The organism is Paenibacillus sp. cl130, from assembly GCF_900116035.1.
Classification (GTDB): domain Bacteria; phylum Bacillota; class Bacilli; order Paenibacillales; family Paenibacillaceae; genus Paenibacillus; species Paenibacillus polymyxa_B.
The window spans coordinates 537418-555571 of sequence record NZ_FOYG01000001.1; the positions used below are offsets into that span (position 1 = coordinate 537418).

Genomic DNA, 18154 nt, shown 5'->3' on the forward strand with positions numbered 1-18154 from the left:
GCTAGTGATGAACAATAATGGAGGGTTGCTTTATGATGGGTATGTATATATTGATTATTCTTGCGTTCGGATTATCCTTATGGGCGCAATTCCGTGTAAAAGGTACTTTTAATAAATGGTCTGATGTCCCAAATGAAAATGGGTTGACCGGTTATGATGCTGCTCGGCATATGCTGGATCGCAATGGTTTGCATGATGTGCCTATTGAACCAGTACCTGGTGCGTTGTCTGACCATTATGATCCAATGCAAAGAGTCGTACGGCTGTCCGAGCCCGTTTATTATGAAAAATCCATTTCTGCAGTTGCCGTAGCTTGTCACGAGGTCGGTCATGCCATTCAGCATAAAGAGCATTATCCCATGCTGGCACTCCGTCACCGGATCTTTCCGATCGTAAACTTCGCTTCCGGGATTGCACCGTTTCTGCTGATTGCCGGTTTCTTATTCAGCTACACGAACCTGATTGGCTTGGGTATCATCTTTTTCTCGGCTACTGTCGCTTTTCAATTAATTACATTACCGGTTGAATTCAATGCTTCCAACCGCGCCCGAGAAATTATGGTTTCCGAAGGGTTTATCCGTAGTGATGAAGAACGGGGTATAGCCAAAGTATTAAATGCTGCTGCATTAACTTATGTGGCTGCAGCTCTCGTTTCCTTGCTGGAACTAATCCGCTTAATCGGTATCTTTAACAGCCGGGATTAATTGCTTGTATTACAAAAAAGGTTGTTCCTCCACCAAGAGGAACAACCTTTTTCCTTTATCTAAAACCAATCAGCTATACTCACTGCCCTAAATCCGCTTTAGCACTTCCATTCGGAGTAGCAGCACTACCTTTAAGGCCAAAATATTGCAACAAAAAAGTTCGGAATGACTTTGCAACTAAGGGTAGTTTGTCATCTCTGCGATGAATCAAGCCAATAGTTCGCGTGACCTCTGGATCAACAATCGACACTCTTGCAGGTTGAAGCGGGTTGGTCTGAAACAACGCCATTTCAGGCAAAAGACTGACTCCCATACCAGCCGCAACTAATCCGCGAATCGTATCTGTCTCTTCACCTTCAAAAGCGATATCCGGCGTAAACCCTGCCTCCAGACAAGCCTGCCAGACAATCGGACGTAACGAATATCCATCTCTGAACAGGATGAATTTTTCTCCTTTAAGCTGACTCAGCGTAATGTGTTTGGCCGTAGCTAAAGGATGATTGGGCGGGAGAACAGCAAACAACTCCTCGGTCAGCACCACATCCCCCTCTACATGATCATGACGATCCGGAAAAGGAGATACAAAAGCCAAATCCACCTCACCCGCTAACACATCACGAATTAAACTCGGGTACATCCCCTGTTTAAATCTGAATTTAACATTGGGATACCGCTTTCGGAATTCAGCCACCACTGTAGGAATAAGATGAATCCCCAAACTGTGCGGAAAACCGATGCGGATTTCGCCCCCCTCAGGATCCAAAAACTCATGTACTTCCAAAACAGCTCGCTCTAGATCTTTTATAATCGTCTCAACCCGTTTGCAAAATAGTTGTCCCACTGGCGTAAGCTGCAAATTGCGACCCTTTTGCATAAAAAGATTGACTCCCAGCTCCTCTTCAAGCTGATGAATTTGCCGACTTACCGCAGATTGCGCCACATGTAGCTCCTCGGCTGCCTGAGTGACATGTTCTTTTTGCGCTACCTTCATGAAGTATTGCAACTGTCGTAATTCCACTCCGATATTCGCTCCAATCTGTTTTTCAACATCCGGAAGAAGACGTCAATCGAACATCATCCTCTTTCTTCCCCTGCTAACTTACGGTAAAACTGTCTTTAGTGACGTTTGCGTTGGCCAGTCAATCTGATCATTAATCCATAAAGGAAAAACCCACTGAGCAATCCCCCGAAGTGAGCGGTCCAGTTAATGTTCGCTACAGCGAAAGAAAACAGGATACCAAACCCAAGCAGCGTGTACAGCGTTTTACGCGAGGCGTCATCCATCAGTGACCGCTGGAACAGGGCAACGTATAGGAATGCTCCATAGATGCCATAAATCGCTCCTGAAGCTCCTACAGAGACTGTCGTTTCCGTCATCATATTGTAATGCGCGATGGACAGTATGTTCCCTACAATGCCCGTGACCAGATACAATAACACATAGCGGAAGGACCCCAGCAAACGCTCCAGCGGAGGAGCGAAGACGAGTATGGCGAAGGAATTGAACAGAAGATGATCAAACCCTGCATGTAAAAACATAGCTGATACATATCGCCACAGTTGATCAGTGAATGGCGCTTCATTAATCAAAGCTCCATATCGGATCAACGTCAAACTATTTTCCGATCCACCCTGTACGGTGAGTACAATAAACATCACAATATTAATGAGCAAAATCAGACAGGTTACTGGGTAAAACCGCAAATAACTTTTCCAGTTCTCATAACGTAAAAAAATCAAGGCAATCCTTCCTTCATGGGTGTCTCCACCTTATTCAAATTGGACAATGTCTTTTATAAAAGATTATAATAGATTTCGGCAACGATAACCAATGCTAAAAACCAAGGAGGCTATTACATATGGCACAAGAACGTACAGGAGCTGCTACTTTTAAAGGCAATCCTTTGACACTCTTAGGTCCTGAACTGAAGGTTGGAGATCAGGCACCTGATTTCAAATTACAGAAAAACCTGCTAGAAGCAGCTACGCTCCAAGACTTTGCAGGCAAAGTCAAATTGATCAGTGTTGTTCCTTCTTTAGATACAGGCGTGTGTGACGCACAGACTCGACGTTTTAACCAGGAAGCTGATTCCCTTGGGGATCAAGTCGTAGTGCTGACTGTCAGCGTCGATCTGCCTTTCGCTCAAGCTCGTTGGTGCGGTGCTGCCGGTATCGACCGCGTATTGACACTGTCCGACTATAAGGATCATTCCTTCGGCGAAGCTTATGGTGTGTTCATCAAGGAATTCCATTTGGATCATAGAGCTATTTTTGTGATTGATCAAAATGACAAAATCGCTTACGTAGAATACTTGAGCGAAATGTCCGAACATCCTGACTACGACCAAGCGATTGCAGCAGTGAAAAAACTCGTCTAAATCAAGACTGAATATTAAAAAAGCGAGTGAAGGGTTGCCTTCCTCGCTTTTTTTGACGTTTGGCTGCCACAACACTGCTCACACATCTACAATCACTGCACGACCTTATGAGCGGACAGCTTCTTGTCAATCACAGCGAACAATTGCAAAATGATGCGGTAATTCGCGCCCAAGTCCCCTAGCGATCCGCGTGAAGCAGAATAAATATCCACCGCACTCCGAACTGGCGAGACGGACAATATAGAAACGGTAATGTCGACGGTTCTACCGAACGCCGTTCGCTTCTCTAACGTAATCTCACCTACAGATGCTACCTCATGGAGTACCTTGTAGCCAGGAATTTTTTTCAAAATAGATGATACTTCTTCCCAAGCCTTGTCTCTCGATAAGTTATAATAGCGTGTCTTCATTTGGGGGTCCTTGACCCGGTCGCTTGTACCTTCTTGGCTGCGCACAATCCCTACCAGAGTCCTCTTCAACGACAAGACATTTCCTCCTTCACGATAATCGTTGCCATAATGCAGCACATCGGTTTTTTTGCTGCAAGCGCTTTATAAAAACGTTAAACAACAAAAATTTAACCGACCATACCTGTGGTATGCGACCTTAGTACCTCATGTCTTAGTTTAACATTGTTACATACAAAAAACACCCTGTTTCTGCACGAAGCATGAACAGAGTGTATTCATTATCTTTGGAGTACCCGCCGATGCCGTCCGACCATAGCGTCTTCTGAACCTGCTTTAGCAGGTGGGTGACCGCAGAATAAACTTTTGAAGTCCCCTTGTCAGGAATTGACAGGGCTTTTCAGCTGTTCATCCGTATAGATCTCCCTAGACATTGTCATTGGTTCAAAACAACAAATGACCGTAACGTGCATCGCAGGATGTGACCTTATTATAGCGCTTCTCACTCAGAAAGTAAATGCTAGGAGAAATATGTTTTATTTTTAGAGGTTATCACTTTTCTTGTCTTCAATGGTTGCCGTACCTTCATCTTTCTGCTTCATCTTTTCCATTTGATCTTGCATTTTGAGGAATGTTCCATAAAAATTAAAGAAAGCGAACCAGGCAACCACGCTGCCGATGAAGAATAGGAAAAGCACAGGATATTTGACTCCAATAAATATAACAACGGCGCTGCCGAGCATGGTGGAAAATACACGGAATGGTCGAATCAGCGTCAATAAAACCGCATTTTTAATAATTTGTCCGGTAGACATATGATAATGAGCCACCATCGAAAAGAAGTTAAACATAGACACAAGCAAAATAATGATAAGAATAAGCATAATTACGCCCACGATTTGCAAGTTGCTGAGTTGTGTCATATATACGGTATAATCCACATACATGATGACAAACAGCAATGTGTAAAAGATACCCCCGATCAGACTCTGCTTATAATTCTCTTTATACCCTTTAAAAAAGGTACGAAACACGCCCGTATCGGTATCACCCATTACCCATTTGCGAACCACTGTGAACATAGCCGATGTGGCTGGAAATAAAGTAAGCGGTGCCAAAATAGCCATCGCCCAGTTCATTTGTAAAGACTCATTAGCCAAATTCTGATTCATTACAAGTAGTTTCAGTATGAGGCAGAATACAAAAGGCGACGAACATAACACCCATAACAAATTTGTAGCCGCCAGTCGGGTAATCCACTCGGTCAGGCGGTAAATACCACCCATAGCTCCTTTAAACTCCAATGTCAGTCTCTCCCTCCGCAAGCCTTGGCAGTTCCAAGACTCATGTTGCTATGCCTATAAATTCCGGCTCTTGACTATATCATACCGTATTTCAGCCCTAATACGCCAGAGAAATCAATACGTGACCCATTAAAGCAGATCGCTAAAAGGTTCATTCATACTGATCAATCATAACAAAAAAGCCGAAGCTTCATCTGCTTCGACTTTTCATTATTTCATTTCTTATTCGGAAGAGGAATCTTCACGTCTTGCAGGACGACGAGTTTCTCCATTGCTGCTCGGGCGTGGTTTACGATCTCCACTGTAGCGGCTTCCGGAATCACGGTTGTAGCCACCGCCTTCTTTGCCACGGTTGTAACCGCCATATCCACCTTTACTTCCACTACCGCCGGTACCGCCAGAACGGTTGGAATTGTAACCACCGTTGCTGCGACCGCTATAGTTGGAAGGCTTGCGACCGCCAGAACGCACGTCTGGTTTACGACGTTTTGCACGGATCGGATCTTCTGGAGTCAACTCAATCGATGCTTCTCTTTTCTCACCAGTCATCAGTTTCAGAGCTGCGGAGAGAAGTTGTACAGAATCATATTGCTCCAGCATTTGAATAGCCAAACCTTTGTACTCGTTCAGCTCACCGCTTTCTACAGCCTCTAGGAGACGTTCAGCAATGATACGTTGTTTGCCTTCCAGAGCTTCAGCCAACGTTGGAAGCGGCTTGCGTGGAATGCGGTGACGAGTTACACGTTCGATAAAGTGCAAATGGTCAATTTCACGAGGCGTTACGAAAGACCAAGCTTCCCCTTCTTTACCTGCACGTCCAGTACGTCCAATACGGTGAACATAGCTTTCTGGATCTTGCGGAAGGTCAAAGTTCACAACGTGAGTTACGCCGGAAACGTCCAAACCACGGGCAGCTACGTCAGTCGCTACGAGCACATCGATGCTTCCGTCACGGAATTTACGCATTACAGCATCACGTTGGTTTTGAGACAAGTCACCATGCAAACCGTCTGCAGAATATCCGCGTTTTTGCAGAGCTTCAGCCAGCTCGTCTACCCGACGCTTGGTACGACCAAATACGATAGCAAGTTCTGGGGATTCCATGTCGATCAAGCGGCTCAATGCTTCGAATTTTTGACGCTCAGGAACTTCGATATAGGCCTGATCAATCAGTGGAGCACTAACTTGTTTAGGAATAACTGAAACATGCTCAGGATTTTTGAGGAATTGCTCAGCCAATCTTTTAATATTAGGAGGCATTGTAGCCGAGAAAAGCATCGTTTGGCGCTCGTCTGGAACTTGCTTCAGAATGGATTGAATATCTTCCATGAAGCCCATATCCAACATTTCATCTGCTTCATCCAAAACAACTGTGTTTACATCTTCCAGCTTGATGGTTTTGCGATTAATATGGTCAAGCAAGCGTCCTGGCGTACCAATAATAATTTGAGGTTTCTTTTTCAAAGCACGAATCTGGCGTACGATATCTTGTCCACCATAGATTGGCAAAGTACGAAGACCTTTGAAACGGGAGAGTTTTTCGATTTCTTCAGCTACCTGGATAGCAAGCTCACGTGTTGGTGCCATGATCAGGGCTCTGATTTTTTCGTCGCTTCTAGAAATTTTGTTGATCAGCGGAATACCAAACGCAGCAGTTTTACCAGTACCTGTTTGGGCTTGGCCAATCATGTCTCTGCCTTGCAGTGCAATCGGGATGGATTGGGATTGAATTGGTGTTGCTTCTTCAAAACCCAGTTCTGTAATCGCCTGAATTACTTTCGGTTCAAGATCAAATTCTGCAAATGTCGTCAAATTTATTCAAACTCCTTCATAATGGTGGATGTGGTGGACAATCCACAATGTTGTCTGTATTCTTAAGTAGCGATATTATTGTATAAGTTTTCCCCAATACAGTGACAGTTTATTTAGACCTATAACTGCATCTTTCTGTAATGAATTTGGGGAACCTATCCGATACATCTTAAACGAATTTATCCTTTTTAAAACAGTTTAAATTTTAAGTGTTTCTCTGGACATAGGTCCCTACTCAAGAATATCCACATCGCATTATAGCACAGAACAATTCATGAATACCAGCAAGTTGCTTCCCGTATAATTTAAATGAGGTGAAATTAAGTTGTTAAAAATAGTGTTAAACTGCTTAACTGTCATTTTTGGAGCCGCTGCCATTGCATGCGGTTTTAATCTGTTTCTCGTGCCACACCACTTGCTGAGCGGAGGAGTAGCCGGGCTTTCCATGTTAATCGGCTACTTCACAAAATTTGATATCAGCGCGATGTATTTTATTATCAATATCCCGATGCTTATTGCAGGCTGGTTTATTTTAGGCAAGCGTTTTATTAGCCTGAGCATTTTATCCGTTGTCGTTACAACGTGGATTTTGGCGTGGGTGCCGGTGCAATCTGTCGTGTCGGACCCCCTGCTGGCCTCCGTTTTTGGTGGGGTAATGATCGGCGTTGGAGCAGGAATTTCCTTTCGGGTAGGAGGGTCCACGGGCGGTTTTGACATTATCGGTTCCATCGTCACTCGTTATCGTGACTTCCCCGTAGGAACTGTACTTGTTGGCATGAATGGACTGGTCATTCTTGCAGCAGGATATTTGAACGATGATTGGAATATTGCACTTGCGTCGATGCTATCTATTTTTGTGACTGGCAAGGTATTGGATCAAATCTATGTCAGTCACACGAAGATTACCGTCTACATTATTACAGAGCACACCGACAAGCTACTGGAGCGGATGTTGACCACACCACGCGGTGTTAGCAAAATAAAAATTGAAGGCGCATTTTCACATACCGAAAAGGACATGCTGATGACTGTCACGACACGCTACGAGCTAGTTGAATTAAAACGCATCATTAAAGAAGTGGACCCATCTGCTTTTGTCAATATTGTGGAAACGGTTGGGGTGATGGGTTCATTTCGCCGAAGATAAGCACAAACCTAAGTGTCAAAATACAGTTTCTGTGGTACACTATATGTGCGCTGTTCCCATAGTATATAAAGACCAGCTTTACCTGCTATTTCACAGGCACTTTGCTTTTCCGAATCGTATTGAATGATTCTTTTGGAATGATTCCGAGCAGGAAAGGGTGATTTTTGTGGAAATGGAAACGGTAAAACTGTCCGACATTGTCTTAAGGTGGTACCCGGAAATGCTCCCTTCTCTCAAAAAGGATGAGCTTAACTCGATGATTGTGCTTCGGGACGGGATGGCCATACTCAAGCCAACGGATGCGCTAGAAATTATTCAGTACAGTATTTGCGAGCATCAAGACAATAATTATCTTCAATAAATTTCTTTACCAAGTGCCGCTTCTTCCGGTTGCATCTACGACCGCGAAGAGAGCGGCATTATTTATGCATTTTTATGGATTCAATGAACACCGGTTGGGTTAATCATGTAAGACTGTGCCTGATGATTCCAGTATTGGTTACAAGCGTGTTGTTTTTCGATACATAACTTTACGTATAATCAGGTAAGCGACATACATAAGGGAGAGAGTTAGGAAATGAATATGATTTGGGCAATTATGCTATTGGCGATGGGGATAGGCGGAAACGGGGATCAGTCAGCCAACGCTCCAAATGTAAAAGATACGGTGGCAACAACAATTAGCAGCGCCATGATTCAGGCTCAGCACAATAATATGAAGGTGGATGCCTCCAATCCTCCGGTTAAAATTGACCCACAACCGACGACTCCTGCTATCAAGGGCATCTATGTCACGGCTTATAGCGCAGGCGGTTCGCGTATGACCCAGCTGCTTGAACTGCTTGACAAGACAGAGCTCAATTCCATGGTTATTGATATTAAAGACGATGCAGGTTACATCACTTATCCAACGACCACTCCCGAGCTGCTCAAATTGGGCAAGCCGCAAAAATTCATTCGGGATATTTCCGGTTTGATGGACCGATTGAAAAAGCATAATGTTTACCCGATTGCTCGTATTGTCGTATTTAAAGATACTGTACTGGCCAACAAAAATCCCGAGATGTCTTTCCGTAACCCTGACGGCTCTGTCTGGAAAAACGGCAAAGGAGACGGGTTCGTTAATCCCTATAATAAAGAAGTATGGGATTATAATATCGCCATCGCTAAGGAAGCAGCCAAACTTGGTTTTAAGGAAATTCAATTTGACTATGTACGTTTCCCCGAAGGCTTTGAGAAAAGAGCAGACAAGCTGAAATATACCAAATCAGATCAATCCCGCTCGGATGCAGTCGCTGAATTCGTACAATATGCCCGCAAAGAGCTAGCTCCATTAGGTGTACGAGTATCGGTAGATATTTTCGGATATGCCGCATCCGTTCCTGCTGCGGAGGGGATCGGACAGGATTTCACTAAAATCTCCGAAAATGTGGATGTCATTTCGCCCATGGTTTATCCAAGTCACTACACCACAGGCTGGTTCGGTGTAAAAGATCCCGATAAGAATCCTTACCAGACGATTAAAGGCTCCATGGCCGATACCCACAAAAAGCTCGATCCGACGGGCAAGCTAAAGCCAATTATCCGTCCTTGGATCCAGGATTTTACCGCAAGTTGGTTGGGGAGCGGACATTATGCCAAGTATGGGAAAACTCAAGTAGAGGATCAAATTCGCGCGCTTAAGGATATGAAAGTGGATGAATATTTACTCTGGAATGCCACAAACCGCTATACAAGTGGAGTAACTTACAAATAATTTATCCCTCCGGACTTCTCGTTCTCTTATACAAGATTTAGAAATTATATAATTATTTCGAAGGCTGTCCCGTTGTTTGGCGAACGGGTGCAGTCTTTTTTATTACTGTTCAAATGTAGCGGTATCCCTTACAATAAATACTTACATGTTATGATATATACAAATAATCAATCCCTAGTAAATGAGGAAAACAAAAATGCAATTGACACTAACAACGGGGCAGAAATGGAAGCAGCTTTTCTACATTTTGCTCCCTATCCTGATTACCCAGCTTGCACTATCTGCCATGACTTTTTTCGATACGAATATGTCAGGGCACTTTTCCCCTGCCGATCTGGCTGGAGTAGCCATTGGAGTAAGCCTATGGGTTCCTGTACAAACAGGCCTTAATGGAATACTTATGGCTATCACGCCCATTGTATCTCAATTGGTAGGAGCACAGCGCAAAGATAAAGTCTCCTACTATGTCATTCAAGCACTTTGGCTCTCTCTCGCCCTGTCTATGGTCGTTTTGATTGCTGGCATTATTTTGGTCAAACCTATTTTGAACGGTATGAATTTGGAACTGAGAGTTCATAATGTGGCCCTATACTACCTTTGTGCCATGGCCTTCGGGATTGTTCCTCTATTTGCCTACACTGTGCTCCGAAGCTTTATGGATGCATTGGGACAAACCCGCTTTACGATGTTAATCACGCTCATGTCATTACCCATCAATGTATTGTTAAATTATCTACTTATTTATGGAAACTGGGGTTTTCCGCGTCTGGGGGGTGTGGGTTCCGGGGTAGCGACGGCGACCACCTACTGGATCATCATGCTGGTTGCCGGTATCACTGCGCATCGTGGAAAAATATTTGCCGAATACCGAATCTTTAACAAAATATACGGGATTGCTGCTGGTGCTTTGAAAGAGCTCATCAAGATTGGAGTACCGATTGGATTTGCTATATTTTTTGAGACTGCCGTCTTTTCAGCCGTCACCCTCTTCATGAGCAGTTATAATACAGCTACCATAGCCGCACATCAGGCCGCCATGAACTTTGCATCTACGCTGTATATGATTCCACTCAGCATTTGCATGGCACTTACGATTCTGGTTGGCTATGAAACAGGAGCTACTCGCCCGCGGGATGCCAAAGCTTATAGTGTAATGGGTATCAGCAGCGCAGTAGGTCTATCACTGATTACAGCTATTGTACTGCTTATCTGGGGTGAACAGGTTGCTCGACTTTACTCCACCGATCCGCAGGTCATTCAATTGGCACAGCATTTTCTAATCTATGCGATTTTCTTTCAGATATCTGATGCTGTCGCTACACCTACACAAGGAGCGCTACGCGGGTATAAAGACGTCAATCCAGCCTTTTTGCTCACATTCCTCGCCTATTGGGTCATTGGGCTTCCTGTAGGATATATACTGGCACGCTGGACTTCATTGGGGCCCTACGGCTATTGGATCGGTTTGATTACAGGATTGGCAGTAGGCGCTATTTTACTTCTCTGGCGTCTGGTGAAAGTACAACGTCGTTTCTCCGAAAAAAAACAACACGCAGAGGCTATCTAGCCTTTGCGTGTCTCGATTACATATGCTGCGCCTAAAGTTATTCGTTTTTTCTCCACAATCGCCACTTCGTTCAGCTTGGGAGGAAATAGAAAGTGTCTCTCCACATGTTGTTCAATCTCCTCAAATGCCTGTTCTTCATTTTCAGCGGCGAGAATAACGGTCAGCGCTCCTTCCGAACTGTCCACTTCGATTTTGAATAGGTACATGTATGACTACCTCCTGATAGGACTCAAAGCTAAAAAAATAGCGGATGACTCGGGTCATCCGCATAATTTTGATCTTTTCCAATATCAGAGCCGATCTATTTTACATAAAGGCTCTTATTATTGGGACAAACGCAAGGCCAGCTCATAAAGCTCCATATTGAAATCTTTTTTGGTATTTACAACCTTGTCAATATCTGTAGCTACCAACTTACCGTCGATCGTTCCGCAAGCCTTGTCAGATATGCCCTCAATCAATTGGCGAACAGCAAAGTCACCCAAACGGCTCGCCAGGTTGCGGTCAAACGCTGTTGGTGTGCCTCCACGTTGGATGTGTCCAAGCACTGTAACACGAGGCTCATAATCCGGACAGTTTTCTTGGATAACCTGTGCTACTGTTTCGCCTTTGCCTACACCCTCAGCAACAATAATGATACTGTGGCGTTTGCCATGCTTAAAGTTTTGTTTCATCCGATCGGATACTTCATTCAGATCAAATTCTACCTCAGGCACCAAAATCGTTTCTGCGCCAGAAGCCAGACCTGCATGGAGAGCAATATCGCCACAATGACGTCCCATAACTTCCACGATGGAAGAACGTTCATGGGATGACATCGTATCACGCAGCTTGTTGATTGCGTCCACTACGATACTAACCGCTGTATCAAAACCAATAGTGTAGTCCGTGAAAGAAATGTCATTGTCGATCGTACCCGGAAGACACATGGTTTTAATGCCTTGCTTGGTCAGTTTATTAGCTCCTTGATAGGAACCGTCTCCACCAATCACGACTACGCCGTCAATTCCACGGTTACGCAAAATTTGAGCGCCTTTTTTCTGTCCTTCTTCAGTCGTAAATTCCAGACATCTTGCAGATTGAAGTACAGTACCCCCACGTTGGATAATATCTCCAACGCTTCTCAGATCCATTGGAAAAATATCATCGTTCAAAAGGCCTTGATAACCGCGTTGAATCCCGAATACTTCCAGTCCAAAATACAATCCGCTACGTACGACGGCGCGAACTGCCGCGTTCATCCCTTGTGAATCTCCACCACTTGTTAATACTGCAATTTTCTTAACTGCTGTCATGATTTATGACCTCCTCAAAATAATCATATAAGCCTTCTTATCCATCGACTGTTTAATAAGAAAAACAAACGCATGAGCGGACTATTTTTCATTAAACGTCTCGAAACAGCGCGAACGTCCTGCTGCTCGCTAACTTTAGGGTCGGATAAATATAAAGCCAGCAATCCCTCGATAATCATCCGGTGAAAGGAGCTGGCAGGGACATCTGCAATATCAGCCCGCGCCCGATTCACAACGTAGGCGATCCGGTCTAGCATCATGTCGGTATCTTCATAATAATTGCAAAAGTTAAGATCTCCGCCCTTCCGGTCTTCGTCTTGATCGATTAGATAATCCAGCAAAATATGAAGACTGCACACATGTGGAAAATACGATGCATGTATTGAGGCAGCCCCTGCATCGGTCAGATGCTGGTCGCTGGCAGCAAGAAACAGCATAAAGACCCCCAGAGTTGAACCGGTAGCCGCAGCAAACTCATTCCAGCGCAACTCTGGTGTACGGTCTTTATGAAGCGACCACCAGTCCAAAAGCGCTTGTTCCCGCAGCTCGGGTTTAATATGCTTGTATACTTGCAAATCCGTGTATAATCGCGCCAAATCCTGAACGTAAGGCATTGCCGCCTCATAGCCCGGAAGCCTGCTTACACAAGACTGACAGGTTGTCACCAGCCCGGTCAAATAACCGCCATCCTCCTGCTCACGACGCAACTCATAATAATTCACTGGCCTAGCCGTCGGATTAACCGCATCCAGCATAGCCTGATGCAACAGCCTGAAATCATCCGGGTCCATGGACGTACTGCGATCACACAGGTTGTCCAGATAATCACTAATGGTCTGATACGCTACGATCAGCGGAATTAGCGTCTGCCGGGCAGACATATTGGCTGCGGCATAAACCGCCCCACCCACGCAGTGAAACGTCTTATCCGCTATGCTCGCAAGCGCCTGGCTTCGCAGCTCAGGGTCCGGAATTTGTTCGGCCTTGCTCTTCCAGTTACTCAATTCTAGTTTCGTTTCAGGGAGAATGTGCTTGTACATTCGGCTCATTAGACCTATGGGGCCTCTCGGTACTTGATAACGTCCTTGCTCAACATAACTCAAATGACGGTGCCTCCACATTGTTGTCTACGTAATTATACCTATCCAAACCATATCCATTATAATATGTTCGTCCTTTTAGCACAAATGAACAACCTCACTTTTTTCTTTAAAATTCAAGAAAAATGAGCTATTCTCACAAAAAGACTTTATACCTGTAATGTTTTATTAGTCAAAAATAGGAGTTACACAAAATCTATCCTTATAAGACTTTAATCGCAAATAGTATAAATGGCCTACCTATCCCTTGTCCTCTGCTGGCTTCACCCCTTGGATTCCCTCTCCCATGCTTGCCTGCTTCCATTTCCCGAAAGCATAATAGAAAATGACTGCTACGGCAGAGATAGCAAAACCAACAGGAAAACTCCACCATACAGCATCTAGACCATACTCATCGACAAATGCATAGGCCAAAGGTATACGAATGCCCCATAATGAAATAATGGTAATTAAAAGCGGTATCATTACGGAACCCGTTGATCGAACAACACCTGTAATGACATTGGTAACACCGAATATAACAAAAGACCACAAAGTGATCAGATTAATCCGCATGCCCAATTCCAATGCACCCCCCGTAGAAGGAAGGAACATGAGCAAGGCCTGACGGTTAAACATGTAAATTAATACCACAGCTCCACCAGTCAACACAAAATTATACACAATCCCAATCCAGGTTGTCATGCGCACTCGATCCCAACGTCCGGCTCCGATATTTTGAGCGGCAAAGGAAGATACGGCTGCACCTAACGCCATTGCCGGCATCTGCACATAGCTGGACAAATTATTGGCTGCTGTATAAGCTGCTGCTGCCACTGTTCCGTAGCCATTAATCAGATTCATTAAAGCAATCGCGCTGGTGGAGACAGCAATCATTTGCAACCCCATCGGCACTCCCTTACGGATTAGGGTCCAAATAATCTTCCAATCAAATCTGAGTAAATGAAGCTCTGAAGAAGTAATGCGCAAAAAATATTTTACTCGATATAGGTAAATGAGGATCAACACAAAGCTAATCCCTTGAGCGATCAGGGTAGCAGTAGCGGAGCCTCCAATGCCCATAGCAGGAATCGGTCCCCATCCGAATATTAACAGCGGGTTAAGTAGTACATCTAGTACGACGGAAACAATTAGAAAATAAAATGGTGTTTTGGAATCTCCAGCGCCTCTCATTACGGTCATTATGTAGTTATAGCCGTACAAAAAGGGCATGCCCGCAAAAATAATACGCGTATATGTGATCGCCATATCCACTGATTCGGCAGGTGTATTGAGTACATGAAGAATCCAAGGCGCACTCAAAAATCCGATAATACCTATAGCAAAAGCAAGCACCAGAAAAAAGACTGCACTTGTACCTACTACACGCTTGGTTTCAGCTACGTCTCCTGCTCCGATATTTTGTCCGATCATAATAGTGGCAGCCATGGTGACGCCAAAAATCGAACTGATAAGAAAAAACATTATAATATTTCCATTGGAAGCGGCAGTCAATGCGGCTTCTCCCAGAAACTTTCCAACCCAGATCGAGTTGATCGTTCCATTCAGGGATTGCAGAATGTTTCCGAACAGCATCGGCAAAGAGAACATAAACAGCGTTTTGGCAATAGGACCTTCAATCAGGGAAGGCCTACGACTAGCCTCTGCTGCACTCATTTTCTCAACTCCTTCAATTTAAGATGTCTTCTGCTTAGTTTTATTACGTATAATACCCTATTCCTGCTCAATCTTCTCATATCATAAACGTATTTACGCAAAAAAGCGCAGTCCCTTAAATTTAAGGAACTGCGCTCTCAATTCATAGTTTAACCGTAATATATAAGACATCCGTAGAAACGGAACCATTCTTACAATTCAGTTACACTTACAGTTTGATTACGTTAGCTGCTTGGGGTCCACGGTTACCTTCAGTAATTTCGAATTCAACCGCTTGACCTTCTTCCAAAGTTTTAAAGCCGTCGCCTTGGATTGCGGAGAAATGTACGAATACGTCCTCGCCACCATCCATTTGAATGAAGCCATAACCTTTTTCTGCGTTAAACCATTTAACTGTACCTTTCAAGTGAACAACCTCCTAAAAATACCGCCATCTATGGCGAATATCCATATTATACTTCATGCTTTTTCACAATGCAATTGATGTTTTCCCTGGTTTTTCGGGCTGGAATGATTTGCTTTTGCGGCGGAAACTGCGGTATCATGAACCAAAACATCTATAAAATCGGAGACATGCATATGATGAAAAAACACGAAATATACAAAAAAGACAATTGGAACATGATGACTGTCGAGGTGCAGGGCCGTTACATCGTTCTACGGGAAATATCCGATGATTGGGGCGAGGAAGCCCACACGTTTTTAAGCCGTCCGGCGCTGATGCATTGGGCTCAAAATCGGTTTCCCAAGCAGTCCTTTCAAGATAATGAGGAAGAGTGGCAGCGGATCATGAACGCTTTCAAACAGGTCTAGCCTATTCATGGTGTCCAACAGCTATCTCATCTTCATTATTCTGGCCTTCACGCTGGGCGGAGTGCTGATCATGAAGCGTGATACGATACCGACTCCTCTCAAAAAGTGGATGGCCCTCACTGCTGTAATCATGGTTTGCCTTGCCTTTTATCTTATTGTATACAGCTTATTAAATATAGGTTCCAACCCACAGTAAGGAAAATTATACTTTCGGGCGTAAGAGGTCATACTATGGCATAACAAGCCATGGTATAAGGAGGATCTGCCGTTACATGCATCCTGTAAAACCTCTTGCCCTGCTGCTTACGGTAAGCGTGGCGGTTTCTTCGTTTTGGCATCCGTCCCTTACTGCCGCAGCCCTACCCCACATTACGTTCGATCAGAGGAGGCTCTCCATGAGTGAAATTGTAAAACGCGCTGATGCGCCAGTGGAAAATACATGGAAACTGGAAGATTTGTTTCCTAACCGCAAAGCATGGGATCAAGAATACGAAGAAGTCAAACAACTAGCCAAAAAGGCTGAACAATTCCAAGGCAAGCTCAATTCAGCAGAGTCGATTGGCAGCTGTTTTAAATTGGAAGATGAATTGTCGCTTAAAACCGAGCGTGTATATGTGTACGCACATCTGCATCATGATGAGGATACAGCTGAACCTACATACCAGGGTCTTTCGCAAAAAGCCAAAAAATTAGGCGTTGAGGTTAGCGAGTCTCTTTCTTTTGTGACGCCTGAAATTTTGGCACTGCCGGATCAACAGCTTGATGCCTTCATTGAAGATCCGAAGCTTGCAGATTATCGGTTTACACTTCAAGAAATGAAGCGGGAAAAAGCACATATTTTGGGCAAGACAGAAGAAGCGCTGCTCGCTCAGGTTGGCAATCTGGCTCAAGCCCCACAAACGATTTTTGGCATGCTCAACAACGCTGATCTGAAGTTTCCAAAAATTAAGGATGAGAACGGCAAAGAGGTTGAACTGACTCATGGCAGCTACATTCAATTCCTCGAAAGTCCACACCGCGAAGTACGCGAACGTGCTTTTAAAGCGGTATATGACACATATGCCAAAAATAAAAATACAATTGCTTCTACACTAAGTGCCAATGTAAACAAGAATATTTTTTATTCTCGTGTTCGCAAATACCCTTCTGTACTGGAAATGTCACTGTACGGTGACAATATTCCGAAGGAAGTGTACACGAATCTCATTGACACCATTCATGAAAGCTTACCCCTGCTCCATCGTTACATCAAACTGCGTAAAAAGTTGTTAGGTGTGGATGAGCTCCATATGTATGATTTGTTCGCTCCGCTTGTGGACGAATACAAGATGGACATTACGTATGAAGACGCCAAAAAGCAAACAAAGGAAGGCCTTAAGCCACTTGGCGCGGACTATCTGGCTTCGTTGCAAAAAGGCTATGATGAGCGCTGGATTGATGTATACGAAAATGAAAACAAACGCACTGGTGCATACAGTTGGGGAGCTTATGGTACCCACCCATATGTGCTGCTGAATCATAAAGACAACCTGAACAGCATGTTCACACTTGCTCATGAAATGGGGCATGCGTTGCATTCGTACTATTCAGACAACGCATTGAAGTATAGAGATGCACAGTACACCATTTTCCTGGCTGAAGTGGCATCCACAACCAATGAAGCGTTGCTAATGGACTACTTGCTGAACAAATCAACCGATCCGAAAGAGAAAATGTACCTTCTCACCTACTATGCAGATCAATTCCGCACAACGGTATTCCGTCAAACCATGTTTGCGGAATTTGAGAAAATTGTACATGAACGCGCTGAACAGGGGGAATCCCTTACACCGCAGCTTTTATCGGAGATTTACTATGATCTGAATGTGAAATATCACGGGCCTGGCATGAAGGTAGACAAAGACATTGAAATGGAATGGGCACGGATCCCTCATTTTTATAACAGTTTTTATGTCTACAAATATGCTACTGGCTTCTCGGCAGCAACTAGTTTCTCGAAACAGATTCTGGAAGAAGGCCAACCAGCCGTTGATCGTTACTTGGGCTTCTTAAAGAGCGGTGGCAGTGATTATTCAATTAATATTTTGAAAAAAGCTGGTGTTGACATGTCCTCTCCGCAGCCGATTCGCGAAGCGATGAGCGTATTCGAAGAAGTCATTACAGAAATGGAAAAGCTAACTGAAGGAAAGTAAAACCGTGCGCACTTAAAATCCAG

The 18154-nt window shown here is 44.2% G+C and carries 19 protein-coding genes and 1 other RNA gene; 9 read left to right on the top strand and 11 right to left on the bottom strand.

The window, feature by feature from the left end; all coding sequences use genetic code 11:
- Positions 1 to 32: 32 nt before the first annotated feature.
- Complete coding sequence (locus BM358_RS02440; protein WP_023988023.1) at positions 33 to 704, top strand: zinc metallopeptidase; 672 nt, start codon at positions 33 to 35, stop codon at positions 702 to 704.
- A gap of 79 nt (positions 705 to 783) precedes the next feature.
- Here the strand turns inward: BM358_RS02440 and BM358_RS02445 are convergent, their stop codons facing one another.
- Positions 784 to 1722 carry a glutamate biosynthesis transcriptional regulator GltC gene (locus tag BM358_RS02445; protein ID WP_023988022.1) on the bottom strand — a complete coding sequence of 313 codons (939 nt, stop codon included), beginning with the start codon at positions 1720 to 1722 and terminating at the stop codon, positions 784 to 786.
- Between the two features lie 98 nt (positions 1723 to 1820).
- Positions 1821 to 2444: a rhomboid family intramembrane serine protease gene (locus BM358_RS02450; RefSeq protein WP_023988021.1), complete on the bottom strand. Its 624-nt coding sequence runs from the start codon at positions 2442 to 2444 to the stop codon at positions 1821 to 1823.
- 119 nt (positions 2445 to 2563) lie between these two features.
- Between BM358_RS02450 and tpx the strand changes: the two genes are divergently transcribed.
- Positions 2564 to 3082 (top strand): thiol peroxidase, encoded by a 519-nt coding sequence (tpx, locus tag BM358_RS02455; RefSeq protein WP_023988020.1) that lies wholly within the window; start codon positions 2564 to 2566, stop codon positions 3080 to 3082.
- A gap of 92 nt (positions 3083 to 3174) precedes the next feature.
- On the opposite strand, the gene BM358_RS02460 is transcribed toward tpx, so the two are convergent.
- The 4 genes from BM358_RS02460 to BM358_RS02475 all read right to left on the bottom strand — a co-directional run bounded on the left by BM358_RS02460 (position 3175) and on the right by BM358_RS02475 (position 6605).
- Positions 3175 to 3567: a DUF1499 domain-containing protein gene (locus BM358_RS02460; RefSeq protein ID WP_013309718.1), complete on the bottom strand. Its 393-nt coding sequence runs from the start codon at positions 3565 to 3567 to the stop codon at positions 3175 to 3177.
- Positions 3568 to 3778: 211 nt separating this feature from the next.
- A non-coding RNA gene (gene ssrS / locus BM358_RS02465) (6S RNA) lies at positions 3779 to 3973 on the bottom strand.
- Between the two features lie 58 nt (positions 3974 to 4031).
- On the bottom strand, positions 4032 to 4793 hold the full coding sequence (locus tag BM358_RS02470) for a YesL family protein (RefSeq protein ID WP_028542823.1): 762 nt from the start codon (positions 4791 to 4793) through the stop codon (positions 4032 to 4034).
- A gap of 222 nt (positions 4794 to 5015) precedes the next feature.
- Positions 5016 to 6605 carry a degradosome RNA helicase CshA gene (locus BM358_RS02475; protein ID WP_023988018.1) on the bottom strand — a complete coding sequence of 530 codons (1590 nt, stop codon included), beginning with the start codon at positions 6603 to 6605 and terminating at the stop codon, positions 5016 to 5018.
- Positions 6606 to 6930: 325 nt separating this feature from the next.
- Between BM358_RS02475 and BM358_RS02480 the strand changes: the two genes are divergently transcribed.
- From BM358_RS02480 to BM358_RS02495, 4 genes are all read left to right on the top strand, one after another.
- Positions 6931 to 7752 carry a YitT family protein gene (locus BM358_RS02480; RefSeq protein WP_023988017.1) on the top strand — a complete coding sequence of 274 codons (822 nt, stop codon included), beginning with the start codon at positions 6931 to 6933 and terminating at the stop codon, positions 7750 to 7752.
- A gap of 172 nt (positions 7753 to 7924) precedes the next feature.
- On the top strand, positions 7925 to 8113 hold the full coding sequence (locus tag BM358_RS02485; protein ID WP_080683009.1) for a hypothetical protein: 189 nt from the start codon (positions 7925 to 7927) through the stop codon (positions 8111 to 8113).
- A gap of 216 nt (positions 8114 to 8329) precedes the next feature.
- Positions 8330 to 9508 (top strand): putative glycoside hydrolase, encoded by a 1179-nt coding sequence (locus BM358_RS02490; RefSeq protein ID WP_028542824.1) that lies wholly within the window; start codon positions 8330 to 8332, stop codon positions 9506 to 9508.
- 196 nt (positions 9509 to 9704) lie between these two features.
- The gene (locus tag BM358_RS02495; RefSeq protein ID WP_028542825.1) at positions 9705 to 11075 is read left to right on the top strand and encodes an MATE family efflux transporter; all 1371 of its coding nucleotides are present in this window, start codon (positions 9705 to 9707) and stop codon (positions 11073 to 11075) included.
- Here BM358_RS02495 and BM358_RS02500 read toward each other — a convergent pair.
- The 5 genes from BM358_RS02500 to BM358_RS02520 all read right to left on the bottom strand — a co-directional run bounded on the left by BM358_RS02500 (position 11072) and on the right by BM358_RS02520 (position 15532).
- A complete protein-coding gene (locus tag BM358_RS02500) occupies positions 11072 to 11281 on the bottom strand; it encodes a DUF3906 family protein (protein ID WP_023988014.1) in 210 nt (69 codons plus the stop codon). The genes BM358_RS02495 and BM358_RS02500 overlap by 4 nt on opposite strands.
- Before the next feature lie 117 nt (positions 11282 to 11398).
- Entirely contained in the window at positions 11399 to 12370 is a 972-nt protein-coding gene (gene pfkA, locus BM358_RS02505) for a 6-phosphofructokinase (protein ID WP_023988013.1), read from the bottom strand.
- Between the two features lie 23 nt (positions 12371 to 12393).
- Entirely contained in the window at positions 12394 to 13473 is a 1080-nt protein-coding gene (locus tag BM358_RS02510) for a tetraprenyl-beta-curcumene synthase family protein (RefSeq protein WP_013309708.1), read from the bottom strand.
- Between the two features lie 237 nt (positions 13474 to 13710).
- Positions 13711 to 15126 (bottom strand): MATE family efflux transporter, encoded by a 1416-nt coding sequence (locus BM358_RS02515; protein WP_028542826.1) that lies wholly within the window; start codon positions 15124 to 15126, stop codon positions 13711 to 13713.
- Positions 15127 to 15334: 208 nt separating this feature from the next.
- Positions 15335 to 15532 (bottom strand): cold shock domain-containing protein, encoded by a 198-nt coding sequence (locus BM358_RS02520; RefSeq protein WP_013309706.1) that lies wholly within the window; start codon positions 15530 to 15532, stop codon positions 15335 to 15337.
- Positions 15533 to 15705: 173 nt separating this feature from the next.
- On the opposite strand from BM358_RS02520, the gene BM358_RS02525 reads away from it, so the two are divergent.
- From BM358_RS02525 to pepF, 3 genes are all read left to right on the top strand, one after another.
- Complete coding sequence (locus BM358_RS02525) at positions 15706 to 15939, top strand: hypothetical protein (RefSeq protein WP_013309704.1); 234 nt, start codon at positions 15706 to 15708, stop codon at positions 15937 to 15939.
- A gap of 7 nt (positions 15940 to 15946) precedes the next feature.
- Positions 15947 to 16135 carry a hypothetical protein gene (locus BM358_RS26690; RefSeq protein WP_025715827.1) on the top strand — a complete coding sequence of 63 codons (189 nt, stop codon included), beginning with the start codon at positions 15947 to 15949 and terminating at the stop codon, positions 16133 to 16135.
- Between the two features lie 199 nt (positions 16136 to 16334).
- On the top strand, positions 16335 to 18131 hold the full coding sequence (pepF, locus tag BM358_RS02535; RefSeq protein WP_028542827.1) for an oligoendopeptidase F: 1797 nt from the start codon (positions 16335 to 16337) through the stop codon (positions 18129 to 18131).
- The last annotated feature ends 23 nt before the right edge of the window (positions 18132 to 18154 follow it).